This is a genomic window from Carboxylicivirga sp. M1479 (assembly GCF_007097485.1).
Taxonomy (GTDB): Bacteria; Bacteroidota; Bacteroidia; order Bacteroidales; family Marinilabiliaceae; genus Carboxylicivirga.
Window position 1 is genome coordinate 19,968 of sequence record NZ_VKDE01000041.1, and the last position, 13,080, is coordinate 33,047.

The window sequence follows — 13,080 nt, forward strand, 5'->3', positions numbered from 1 at the left end:
ATATAATGACAACTTCGACAGATAAAAAAATTAAAAACCGTTGGCTGATAGCATTAGCTGGTGTAAGCGTACACATGTCAATCGGTTCTATTTATGCCTGGAGCAAATTAGGTTCTATGGTGGAAAAACAAGTTAGCGCAGGATGGTCTTTACAACAAATCACGACTGTTTTTAGTATCGCTATCTTCTTTTTAGGTGTATCTGCTGCTTTTATGGGTAAAGTGGTAGAGCGCAAAGGCCCTCGTTTTACTGGTACTGTTGCAGGTATCTTTTTCGGTGTTGGTGTAACGCTTGGTGGATTAGCACTAATGCTTGAAAATTTGTATTTATTGTATGCCACTTACGGTATGATTGGTGGCATCGGTCTTGGTATGGGTTATGTAACACCTGTTTCAACCATGGTAAAATGGTTTCCAGACAGACGTGGATTAGCAACAGGTTTAGCAATTATGGGATTTGGTTTAGGAGCAGCCATTCAAATATATTTAATTAAGAATGTGTTCCCAGCCTTTGGCATTGAGTCTATCTCAACCATCTTATTAATCTTAGGACCTGTTTATGGTGTTATCATGCTAGGTGCAGCACAATACCTTGAAAAGCCACCGGTTGATTGGTTACCTGAAGGCTACAACCCAGAAGAGTTAGCCAAAGCAGGTAAAGCTCCAAAGAAAGACTTATCGAACATTACGGCTAACGAATCATTAAAAACAGCTCGTTTCTATTTCCTATGGGCAATCTTGTTCATTAATGTAACAAGTGGTATTGCTTTAATTTCTGTAGCCAACTCAATGGGACGTGAAATCGTTATGTTGTCTGTTGAGGCAGCAGCAGTACTGGTAATGCTAATGAGTATGTTTAATGCATTTGGTCGTTTAGGTTGGTCAACACTGTCTGATTACATCGGACGTCCTGCAACATACATTTCATTCTTTGTAATTCAAATAGCTGCATTTTATTACTTAACTACCTTCTTTGGTGGTAGCATTTCTGATGCAGGTAAAATTGGTTTCCAGGTAGCATTCCTTATCATCCTTACTTGTTATGGTGGTGGTTTTGCAACCGTTCCTGCTTTTATTGGTGATTTATTCGGAACGAAAGAACTAGGTGCCATACACGGATACATTCTAACAGCATGGGCTTTGGCTGGTATTGCGGGTCCACAAATCATTTCTTACTTAAAAGATACGACTGGTTCTTACCAGGAAGCACTTTATTATCTTATTGGTTTCTTATTCTTAGGTTTGGTGTCATCTATCCTACTAATACTTAACACTAATAAGTTAAGAAAAAAGCAAGAGGAAGAAGCCGAATTAAAAATGGCAGCTTAATAATATTATACAATACTTTAGTTTAAAGAGCATCCATCTGGGTGCTCTTTTCTTTTGTTTTAAAGGGTAATCTCATTCAATTTCTTAGTTTTGTATACACTATAAGTTATGCCTCAAATCCATTTATACAGATTGCCATGAATAAGAAAGTATTTCCGGCTGTTTTGATATGCTTCACAGTGGTCATGTTGCCTTTTTTAAAGAAGCGTCACAATATGGTGAACTGCATGTTGGTATAGGTTCGGATAATACCATTAGTGAACTCAAAGGTCGTGATACAATTAATTGTGAAGCAGAACGTCTTTATATGATCCAATCCATCAAATTCGTTAAGGAGGCCTTTGTAAACTCAGGCTCTGGCATTATGGATTTTGAGCACGAAGTAAGAACTTTACAACCCGATTACTTTGTTGTTAATGAAGATGGATTCTCTCCAGCTAAAGAAGAGTTGTGTAATGAGCTAGGCATTAAGCTGAAAGTTCTGGAGCGAATTCCTGAAATAGGCTTACCCAAACGTTCAACCACTGATATACGCACATCGGATAACTGCTTATTGCCCTATCGCATTGATTTGGCTGGCACATGGATTGACCAACCATACGTATCCAAGCACCATGCTGGATGGGCTATAACCCTATCGCTCGAACCAATAATCGAATACAACGAACGTTGTGGCATGTCAACGTCTACGCGAAACGCTGCAAAAAGAATATGGCCACATTATCTGCCGATTGACAGACCAGAAAAATTGGCTGAAATGTTGTTCAAATATGAAAACTCGCCGGGCGCAGAACTTGTGTCTGGAGCACAAGATGCCATTGGCATTTGCATGCCAGGACTCGTTAGACATTATTACAATGGGGAGTATTGGCCAAATAAATTCGAGTCGATCCATAACGAAGAGATTCTAACTTGGCTAGAGGAACATATTTACATGGTGCTTTTATGGCCACGCAAAAGCGATCTGGATCTTTTGAAGCAAACCGATATTAATCCAGAAAACACCAAAGCCTTGGCCGATGCGTCCAATGGAGCCTGGGAAGCGATAAAAAATAGAGACTTAGGAAGATTTGCCCAAACATTCTCAGATTCTTTTGATGCCCAAAAAGCAATGTTCCCTGCCATGGTTAATTCGGATATTAATGCTGCAATTGACAAGTACAAGGATGAAGCTTTAGCTTGGAAGCTAGCGGGTGCTGGAGGTGGTGGTTACCTCATATTGGTAGCCGAAAAACCAATTAAGGGTGCTATGAAAATAAAGATCAGAAGAAAGAATTTAAGCGTCTAACGCAAAAAAGGTTTAGAGCATATTATGCTTTAAACCTTTTACCTTGCCAGCTATCCAGTTCTGCCAATCGCTTCTCTATTTTAGCCACAAATTCAAAGTTTTTGATTCCCCACTTGGGTGCTACCAACAAATCGTATGGAGCCTGACTAATAAAGCGCTCCATAACAATATTGGGGTTCATAAGCTCAACAAACTCTACGACTAGATCAATAAACTCTTCGGCCGAATACAAGTTGAAGTGACTGGGATTTTGCTCATATAATGTTTCAAAAGCACTGCCTTTTACAATTTGTAATTGGTGTAACTTTAAAAAGCTAATGGGTAGTTTCGATACTTCATCAGCATGTTTTAACAACTGCTCCCTATCTTCTCCAGGTAAGCCCAGTATCAAATGCAAACCAACAGGAATACCAGCAGCAGCAATTCGTTGTGCAGCATCCACCGTTTCTTCATAAGAATGCCCACGATTGATGTTATCCAATGTGGTATTTAAGGTGGATTCGGCTCCCAATTCAATGGCAATGTAGTAGTCTTTTTGCCATTTTTTCAAATGCTCCAATAAATCATCGGATATACAATCAGGTCGTGTACCAAGTATGATCCCTTCCACCTTAGGATGATTTAAAGCCTGTTGATATTGGTCAATCAAAAACTCGGTTTCGCCATAGGTATTGCTATAAGCCTGAAAGTAGGCTAAGTATTGTTGAGCTTGATATTTGGGGCGAAAAAAGGAAGTGCCCTTATCAATCTGCTCCTGAATACTTAACTCAGGACCACAATACGACGGGTTAAACGTAGTATTATTACAAAAAGAACAACCGCCCGTTCCTTTTGACCCATCTCTATTGGGACATGTAAAACCAGCGTTGATCGACACTTTCTGAACGCGCTCTCCAAACGTTCTTCTAATATATGAGCTATAATCGTTATAGCGTTTATCGTGCCCCCAGGGAAATTGCATACGTCTATTTTTTTAGCTCGCAAAGATAAATAAAAAAGGATGTTTCAAAGAATCACTTATCGGGAAAACACTGTACAATCCTTTCATCTTTTATGGAGACACTTAAAAACACTTAGTAATGCCCAACCTTATTTATCATGGGGAGTTTACCTCAGGGAAATTGCTTTTAAAACTAATTACACCCCCCGCCTGTCGGCACCCCTCCTAAAATTCAGGAGGGGACGGTTTTCCATCCCTCTCCTCCTTGCCAAGCAAAAGTACCACGAAGTTGGGAGGTAGTTAAAATGCTTAAAGGCGAAATCCTTGTAATTTATCTACCTTATTCAAACAATACACAAACGGGACTAAAAGCCTTTATTTGACTTTTAAAAAGCAACAGCCCTGTATTCTCATCCCGCTTAAAAGCCACCAAGTTGTTCGAGTGTTGGTTGGCCACTACTAAAAACGCTCCATCCTTGGTCAAGGCGAAATTACGAGGCCACTCTCCCCTAACTGCCTCATGCCCCAATAAGGATAATTCTAAGCCACTATTCGAAACTTGATAGATGGCCAAGGAGTTATGTCCTCGATTAGAAGCATATAAGAAACGTCCATCGGGTGAAATATGAATATCGGCACAATAACTGTCCTGCGCATATCCCTCGGGTAGTGTTGACAATGAAGAATGCAAACGCCATTTACCATCCTTTTTTGACACAACAGATACAGTACTGTTTAATTCGTTAATCACATATAATATTTCTTTTTTCGGATGCATCGTTAAATGACGAGGGCCTGCTCCTGCTTCCATCTTAAGGCTATCCATACGCTTCAAACTACCGTTAAGCAACTCGTAAAAGATTAACTGATCAATGCCCAAATCCACAGCAATAGCCTTTTTTTCATCGGTAAACCAGATTGAATGCGCATGAGGTGCTTCTTGCCTTGGCGTAATACTTTGACCAGTATGCTGGGCTACACCCACTAATGGGGAGAGCTCCCCTTTCATACTTACTTGTAGTTGCCCAATATTTCCACCCGTGTAGTTAGCCACAAGCACCTTACCAGACTTATTTACATCCAAATGACAAGGGTGCGCTCCCCCGGTTTTGGAACTTGACAGCTTAGTCAGTCCTGAGTCGTTAATTTGATATGATTCAATGCCACCACTACCATCAACATCGGTTTCGTTTACAGCAAGCAATACGGTTTGTTCATTGGCAAAAGCCAAAAAAGATGGATTAGTGGTACTTGCCAATAACTCGCCCCCACTTAAGTGCCCATCATTATCCAATTCATATTTATATATCCCTTTACTATCTCCATCGGTATAGGTTCCAAGATAAAAGGCATAATTCTCTTTAGGTGCATTAAGCTGACAACCCACTAACACCGACATGGTCAATACAATACTAAATAACTTTATCATGGCATATGCTTTACAGTAACTAAAAATATTTGAGGATAAGGAACAAAGTGAAAAACTAAATGAATAGATATTTTCAAACTGTGTTAAAGGTAATTATTTCGTATTAATTTAATAAGCTAAAGCATATACATGACGTTTGTTTGCTTCGATCATAACTTGATTTATTACTTTAGCCTCCAACAAACAAGTTTAAAAGGAAAATACTCATGATGAAACATTTGACAACAATCATTATCCTTACGCTTTGCACCTTTATAAGCACTCAAGGGCAAAGTATTTATGATCAAAAAAATGATCCTTTCTTTGGTGAAACATGCACCAGTATAATGGTGAGTAAAGGCGCATCAACCGACGGTTCGGTTATGACATCTCATACCTGCGATGGTCGCTACCGCACCTGGTTAACCATTGAGGAAGGTAAAGAATATGAAAAGGGCAGTACAACACCTATTTACAAGGGCAAACTTAAAACAGAAACACCTTGGGATATGCGTAAGGTGACTGAAGTTGGCACCATTCCCCAGGCCAAAGAAACCTATAGTTTTTTAAATACCGCTTATCCTTGTTTGAATGAAAAGCAACTGGCGATTGGAGAAACAACATTCGTTGGACCTGAAGAGTTGGTTAACGAAAATGGCATGTTCCTAATTGAAGAATTAGAACGTATTGCCTTGGAACGATGCTCTACTGCTCGCGATGCCATCAAGCTAATCGGCGAATTAATTGAAGAGTACGGTTATGGCGATTGGGGCGAGTGCATTACTATTGCCGACAAAAAAGAAGTTTGGCAGCTAGAAATTGTGGGTGAAGGTCCTGACAAGATTGGTGGCATTTGGGCGGCTCAACGCATTCCGGATGGTCATGTAGGTGTTTCGGCAAACATCTCTCGCATTGGTGAAATCGACCTTAAAGATAAAGATCACTTTATGGCGTCGAAAAATGTTTTTTCTGCTGCCAAAAAGCTGGAACGCTGGGATGGTGAGAAGCCTTTCAAATTTTGGAAAGCCTACGGTGATGTTGAGAAACCGTTTAAAATACGTGAGTATTTCATTTTAAATGCCTTGGCTCCGTCTTTAAATATTGATTTTGAAGCAGATGAAATTCCGTTTTCTGTTAAGCCAGATAAAAAAGTATCTGTTCAAGATGTGATGGCTCTTTACCGCGAAACCTATGAGGGTACAAAATACGATATGACCCAAAACTTAATGGTGACGAAAAAGAAATACAACGACGACAAAGAGGAAATCGGCGTAGACACCATTAAATCTCCAATTGCCAATCCTTGGATGGGCCGCGATGAACGCAATTTATATGAAGCACTCAACGAGGGTACTGTTGAATTTCAGCGTACTGTAGCCGTATCATGGTGTTCTTACTCTGAAATTATTCAATTACGCGATTGGTTACCAGACGAAATTGGTGGCATCGCCTGGTTCAGCTTTGATAACCCGGGACAGTCGCCTCGCATACCAATTTATTCGGGTGCTACAGAATTACCTGAGAGCTTTCAGTACTGCGGACAAAAACGTTACCGCGAGGATGCTGCCATTTGGCAATATCGCAAAGCCAATAAACTAGCAACATTGGCATGGCAATCAACAAAAGAAGGCTTGCTTAATGAGGTAGCTTATTTTGAAGAAAAAGGACAAACTGAAACGAAAGAATTAGAGGCACGTATTTCTAAACTAATCGAAGAAGGTAAGAAAGAAAAAGCTGCTGTACTAATTAACAAATACACCAATGATTTTACTGGCGCAACCATGTTACGTTGGAAAGAGTTGGAAGAACAATATTGGGCTAAATTTGGCTTAGGATTTTAAGCTCAGCACTAAAACGTCTAAAGCCTCTTGCTCTTTGCAAGGGGCTTTTTTATTGCGCTTTATCTAATAATTTTGGACCAAATACCTTAATACCGATTGCTCCCAAAGGTGCGGTGGTAATAATACTAAGCACAGCCATGGCTAATATCATCTGCCCCGTTTCAAGCGAAACATCGCCCAACTTGCCGGCTCCAATTAAGGTTAAAGGAACGGCACCGATAGCAGCCTGTACTGTTGCCTTGGGCCAGTAGGCTATTACACAGAACAACTTCTCTTTATAATTTAATGAACTACCTGCTAAAGCCAGCCATACACCAATACTTCGTGCTGTAAGCCCAATCAATAGTATCAGCAAGCCAGTTGCAACAATAGAGGCATCTAACTCATTAATTCGAACCTCAGTACCGATGTATACAAATAAAAGTATCTCGGACAAAACCCAAACCTTGTTAAATTTAGAAGAAAGTCGTTTGGCCAATTGGCTATATTTTTCGAGTATAATAAATCCAATGGCCATAATACCCAATAAGCCTGCCAAGGGTATCACTTCCTTTAAGCTTTCCAGTTCGGTCAGCTCATAATAAACCACAGCAACAATCATAAAGATGATGACCTTTTTAGTATCGCGTATAAGGAATTTTTTAAAGAACCATACTAGAATAAAACCTAGCAAAACGCCTATTAAGGCACCCAGTAAGATACCTGCAGGAACACTCCAAAGCAAATAAGGCATATTAATAGATGAGCCTGCTGCCAAACCTGTAAAAACACCAAATATGGTAATGGCAAACACATCATCAACCGAGGCACCTGCTAAAACAAGGGTTGGTATTTCCTTTTTCTTACCAAAGCCTTTTTCTTTAAGATCTAACATAGTTGGCACTACCACTGCTGGCGATACAGCAGCAATGATAAAACCTATAATACCACCTTCAATCCATGTAAAGTCAAGCAAGTAATGAGCCGCCAACATCACTATGCTCCCCTCAATAACACCTGGAATAAAACTCATGTTAATAGCTGGCCGACCTACTTTATGAAGCGTTTCGCGATTAATTCCCAGGCCTGCTCTTATTAAAATCACAATTAAAGCGGCAGTCTTTAACTCCTTAAGCATAATGCCCACCTCAGGATCAACCACATTTAACACACTTGGCCCAACAACAACCCCGGCAACAATCAAACCTAAAATCCCCGGTAGCTTTATCAAGGTAAAAAGGTAATAAAGCACAAGTGCCGCAGTAACAATTAAAGCGATATTTAATAGCATAACAAGAGTTTAAATCATAAAGGGTGAATACTTTAAATATAAAGGTGCTATATGATTTACAATGGGTAACTATTCTTTAATTTACAATCGTCGCTCTAGCCGCGAGGCTTATACTTTACTTGCCTTGACGCAAGAAAGTATACAAAGAAAGTCAAGGCTACCTAATAAAAGCAATTGATTTATTTGTTGTTACTAAGTTCGGCCGGGTGATCTTCGAACAAGTTCTCAGCTTCCCGGTCTCGCTAAGTAACATCTTCTAAATCCATCCCCTTTTTTAGGAGGCCAACGAGGAGATGACCATAAATACTATTTACCCACTAAAAATCATACAGAGCCGATATAAAATAGTCACCCTTGCATGAACATTCAATATATCTTAGTTTTTCTTAACGTACTTGGTAAGGATGTAAATGTGCTGACCATTCACTTTTCCTTCAATGTGCTCAGGATCGTTATTCGACAGAATGATGTTACGAACAGCCGTTCCTCTTTTAGCAACAAAGCTGGTTCCTTTCACATTTAAATCCTTTATTAACACAACACTGTCGCCAGCCTTTAGCTCAGCACCATTGCTATCAATGTACTTATCAACTTCATCGTCCGATAAACCATCGCCATCGGCTTTAGCCCATGCCAAGGTATCTTCATCCAGATAAAGCATATCAAGCAAATCCTGTGTCCAATCGGCCTTTAAACGGTTCAGTAAACGCCAGGCCATTACCTGCACAGGTGCTTCAGTACTCCACATGCTATCGTTTAAGCAACGCCAATGATTGGCATCCATCGTGTCTGGCTTTTCTATTTGATCATGACAAGTGGAGCATACCAACACACTTTCTGATGCATCAGCTGCGTTAACAGGTGCTACCTGATAAACGACCAAGCCTTCTTCACTCCCACACAACTCACACTTATCGCCACTACGCGCTCTTAATGATTTTTCTACACTCATGGCCTCTATTTGTTAAATAACTGCTTCATTACCTTTTCAACATCAGCCATTTCTGGCGTAATATCAAACACATGAGCAGGCTTTAAATAACTCATCTCTTTGGTGCTTTTAATGCGCTTCTCTCCTCCACCGGTAATATTCAGCACAATGCAGTCATCCTTATCAACCACACCATCCTTTACCGCTTGAATTAATGTAGCTGTTGCTACAGCTGCTGCCGGATGAATATCATTACCTTCAGTTTCTTCGAAAATGCGACCTGCCGCCGCAGCAGCATCATTAGAAGCCGTTAATACATCACCACCTGCTTCTTTCATGGCATCGTATAAACCACCAAACACCGAATAAGGAGGCTTACGGTTTGAAAGCACCTTTGCATCAATCTCTTCAACTTGCTTACGAGCCGTATCATCATCTAACGGAAGCATGCGGCGCGATTGCGCTTTCCATGCATCGTGGATTGGTAAGAATGGTTCGTTCTGCGAAACCATCAACTTCATAAAATGATCGCCAAAACGACCATCTGCAATCAAGCGTTTATTGGCTTCCCAGGCCGCAATGGCACCCGTTCCACTTCCTACCGCCTGAAAATAGTATTTTGGTATACGTCCAATAGTTGTAACCGCCGACAAAGTGGTGGTTCCCATACCATCGCGACGCGCTACATTTCTAGCACCGCCCTCGGCTACAAAACCATCCAACTCACAAGCCATGTTCGATAAGTGGATCGCATCGAAATAATCACTTCCCGACTTGGTTACCACCAATTTCACATTATCCTTAATGGGTTCATCAAACCACATGGCATCAATATTATCCTCGGGCACACACAGTAACAAAGGAATATTATTATCGGAACAAACACGCGCAAATGCACGAGCCGTGTTGCCCGCCGATGCCACCACCAATATGGTTCCGTCATCGTTTTGCAAGCGTCCTCCAACAGAGTAAGCTTCAGTTTCTTTAAACGAACAGGTACGGAAATTAGCACCTTTCTCGGGCCAGTAACCACTAAATGTGATGTGTAAATCGGATAAGCCAAGGTATTTGGCTAGTCCTTCACTCTTATAGGTAACAGGGGCCGAAGATCCTTCCAACATCTTATGTACAGGTAACCAATCGGCAAATCGGAATACACCATATGAGGCATCTTTTACCTCTATCTGTTTCTTGTTGTAGATGGCTCGTACCAAACTACATTCGTGCTCGTTAGGTGCGTCAAGTGTCCAACCTGCATCTTCAAATTGATTGCCGGATTTAACTGACTCCAATTTGTAAGGAGTGGCTTTGAATTCTTTTGTCATAATAATGTTGTGATCTTTGAGCCACAAAAATAGAAGTTTTGCCCGGCTTGAGAAAAATACAGGCAAAAAACATAGATGGATGATAGGGTTTATTAGCAATGTTGTCCTAAATAGTTTTATCAATTGGGCTATCCGCCCAAACCGGACTTACTTTTTTTAGCTTGATCCAAAAAACTAAGGAAAAAAGATCAAGGCTACTTTTTAAATAACTCTCTTTTTTTATCTCAAGCTTAAGTGCGGCCTGGCGATCTTCGAACAAGTTCTCAGCTTCCCGGTCTCTCTAAAGCTTTCGACTAAACGAAAGCAATTTAAAAGAGAGGCCATAAAACATGACGCTAAAAAACTGTCTTAATTAAAACAATGTTATCTAGCTTGATTTCTATCCCACTGCTGGTGCGGATTTGAAATCCGTGCCATTTACTTAAACACATCAAACCAGTCTTGAACAGCAAGGCTGATAAAAGAAACACCTTCAGATTTGAGGAACGTATACGAGTAAATCAGAGATATTGCTAAGGAATTAAAATTTACTTTAACTCTAGTAGCACAGATTACAAATCTGCGCTAGCGAGAGATAAATCAATTACTTGTAGGTTTAACTAGAGAGATATTCTTAACCCTTTCAATTTGAACCAACTTTTCTAATGTATTACTACGTATAATGGTGTCGTTCGTGGGATTAACCATTAAATACAAAAGGTTTTCATATCGATTTTCCTCTGCAGGTTTATAATTGAATAAAAATATCCCAAATGATTTATCATAGTACCCACCGTGAATTAAGTTCCTCCGCAAAAATATTGTTTTACTGAGTATTTCCGCATTAAACTTTGCATTAACCGCATTCGAATTATAATAGCGCTTCACTTTAAGATCATCTGTTAAATCATATTGCAATTTTCCATTAATAAAAAGAGAATTGTTCAAGTCAAAAAAATAACCAACAACATCACCCTTCTTGGAAATTGAATCTAATAGAGTGTGAACAGTCAACATTGTTTGTTCAATTTCATCTGGGGCGTTAAATAAATCTATAGTTTCTCTTTTACCATCACTATCCTTACACCCAAATAGAATAATTAAAGAAAACAAAATAACTCTACTATTTTCCATGATAATAACCTTTAATGATATATTCTGCGCTAGCGTGGGGTTAAATCGTAGACTTCCTAAGCATCTTCGAGATGCTAAGGAAGTTGAATTTCTATTAGCTCAACAAGTCATTCAAACTAATTACTTTGCAGCCTTTGCTTTCATAATACGCCAGCATTTCTGGAATTTTCTTTTTACTCCAACTGGTAATGCCATCGGATAATACAGCGACCTCGTAGTTGGCCTTACGTAAATTAAAACAAGTTGATTTAACACAAATAGTGGCATCTCCTCCCACTATGTAGAACTCACTAATCTCATTCTTACCAATGAAGTCTGTCAATTCCTCACATGTTAATGCATTTCCTTTATTCTTTGTGAAAATATTTTCTGATGCAATTTTCAAGTCCGAAGCTAACTCAGCCCCTACTGTACCAGGTAAGAAATTTTTAGCACCAGCTGATAAATTTTCGTGCCTTATATAAACAACATGTATCCCATTATTGCCTGCCCAATCAATGGCTGTATTAATATTGTCAATTACTTCTTTGTAATTCTTGGGTGTATCATTTTGAATATCTACTATGACTAATGCTTTGCTCATTTTACTTACTTTTTGCTTCCTTATTAGATGGTTAAGTTAAATATTTAATTCAATGCCATTATTCACTGTATTATTTACTTGAACGCAACGGCCTGCCGTATGAAGTGTATGGAATCTTAACCAAACTAACTTCCAAAATTGAGCTGAGCCAAAGCGTTGTATTTGTTTTTAATTTTTCATTTCGAAAGCCAAATCAACGATTTGGCGGTGGTTGCCGAAGCTAAGAACCTACCAAAAAAGAGTCGGCTCACTTTTGATTTATTAGCCATTGTTGGCAATAGTTATTATAGTTTAATATTAGCACTCTTGTAGGTGGCATTTGTATTGTTTTATATTGACAGTTTCAAATTATTTTGAATTCAATTCTAATCTTATTGAAAGCCTATAGCTCAGTAACTAAATCCAGCCATTTAATTCGATTAGGTCAAAATCAAAATAGCTGTAAGCATTAAATTTACCGTCTTGTCTTTATGGCATTCATAATTTTATCAATATTACTTCTGATACGAAATATCATTAGCAGTCCAAGAAATAAAAGAATAATTGAAATTACTGGAATCGATGGTAAGTCAAAATATCTAATTAAGAAAACACTGGATACGGATGCTATAATAATACCAAAGAGTATTGGGAAAAAGAGTTCTATTTTAAAATTAAAGGCTATTTGGTTATAATCTTCTGTCAATGTAACCTTACCTCGTTTAATTAATCGTGCATAACTGTATTTGTTACCAACTTTCGAATGCATCATATTGTGAGGACTTTTAAAAGTAATCACATTGTTATTTATTTTTGTGACAAATTCATCATCAATTAGAGCTTGATTTACCTTTTCTATGACTTGGTTCAAAGTCTCTCTTTGCAATTTGTCGATAAAATATTTCATATTTTTTATGTTGAACTTGATTTGGGTTAATTCTGACTAACGTAAAATTTAAGTCCTGTAAATCAGCTTGATGCAAAGTTGAGTTCATCAGGGTTAAATCCATATTTGTCAATCTGTTTTTGTATTCTTTTGGCAATGCCAAGCTTTCTTTTCTGATCTAAATATAA

At 39.0% G+C, this 13,080-nt stretch carries 11 protein-coding genes; 3 read left to right on the forward strand and 8 right to left on the reverse strand.

Annotated elements, in window-relative coordinates; genetic code table 11:
* Positions 1-5: 5 nt before the first annotated feature.
* Both FNN09_RS19335 and FNN09_RS19340 read left to right on the forward strand, forming a co-directional pair.
* Complete coding sequence (locus FNN09_RS19335) at positions 6-1,328, forward strand: OFA family MFS transporter (RefSeq protein ID WP_221932543.1); 1,323 nt, start codon at positions 6-8, stop codon at positions 1,326-1,328.
* Between the two features lie 151 nt (positions 1,329-1,479).
* On the forward strand, positions 1,480-2,616 hold the full coding sequence (locus FNN09_RS19340; protein ID WP_255434195.1) for an adenylyltransferase/cytidyltransferase family protein: 1,137 nt from the start codon (positions 1,480-1,482) through the stop codon (positions 2,614-2,616).
* A 22-nt stretch (positions 2,617-2,638) separates the two neighbouring features.
* Here FNN09_RS19340 and FNN09_RS19345 read toward each other — a convergent pair whose 3' ends face one another.
* A complete protein-coding gene (locus FNN09_RS19345) occupies positions 2,639-3,577 on the reverse strand; it encodes a TIGR01212 family radical SAM protein (protein WP_143304137.1) in 939 nt (312 codons plus the stop codon).
* 319 nt (positions 3,578-3,896) lie between these two features.
* Complete coding sequence (locus FNN09_RS19350) at positions 3,897-4,985, reverse strand: lactonase family protein (protein ID WP_143304138.1); 1,089 nt, start codon at positions 4,983-4,985, stop codon at positions 3,897-3,899.
* Between the two features lie 206 nt (positions 4,986-5,191).
* On the opposite strand from FNN09_RS19350, the gene FNN09_RS19355 reads away from it, so the two are divergent.
* Positions 5,192-6,805 carry a dipeptidase gene (locus FNN09_RS19355; protein ID WP_221932544.1) on the forward strand — a complete coding sequence of 538 codons (1,614 nt, stop codon included), beginning with the start codon at positions 5,192-5,194 and terminating at the stop codon, positions 6,803-6,805.
* A 49-nt stretch (positions 6,806-6,854) separates the two neighbouring features.
* Here FNN09_RS19355 and FNN09_RS19360 read toward each other — a convergent pair whose 3' ends face one another.
* From FNN09_RS19360 to FNN09_RS19385, 6 genes are all read right to left on the reverse strand, one after another.
* The gene (locus FNN09_RS19360; RefSeq protein WP_143304139.1) at positions 6,855-8,075 is read right to left on the reverse strand and encodes a cation:proton antiporter; all 1,221 of its coding nucleotides are present in this window, start codon (positions 8,073-8,075) and stop codon (positions 6,855-6,857) included.
* A gap of 376 nt (positions 8,076-8,451) precedes the next feature.
* Positions 8,452-9,027: an alkylphosphonate utilization protein gene (locus tag FNN09_RS19365; RefSeq protein ID WP_143304140.1), complete on the reverse strand. Its 576-nt coding sequence runs from the start codon at positions 9,025-9,027 to the stop codon at positions 8,452-8,454.
* 5 nt (positions 9,028-9,032) lie between these two features.
* On the reverse strand, positions 9,033-10,331 hold the full coding sequence (locus FNN09_RS19370; RefSeq protein WP_185969073.1) for a cysteate synthase: 1,299 nt from the start codon (positions 10,329-10,331) through the stop codon (positions 9,033-9,035).
* A 579-nt stretch (positions 10,332-10,910) separates the two neighbouring features.
* Positions 10,911-11,444 carry a hypothetical protein gene (locus FNN09_RS19375; RefSeq protein ID WP_143304141.1) on the reverse strand — a complete coding sequence of 178 codons (534 nt, stop codon included), beginning with the start codon at positions 11,442-11,444 and terminating at the stop codon, positions 10,911-10,913.
* Between the two features lie 94 nt (positions 11,445-11,538).
* Positions 11,539-12,027 (reverse strand): cysteine hydrolase family protein, encoded by a 489-nt coding sequence (locus tag FNN09_RS19380; RefSeq protein ID WP_143304142.1) that lies wholly within the window; start codon positions 12,025-12,027, stop codon positions 11,539-11,541.
* Positions 12,028-12,481: 454 nt separating this feature from the next.
* Entirely contained in the window at positions 12,482-12,913 is a 432-nt protein-coding gene (locus FNN09_RS19385; RefSeq protein ID WP_143304143.1) for a hypothetical protein, read from the reverse strand.
* Positions 12,914-13,080: the final 167 nt, after the last annotated feature.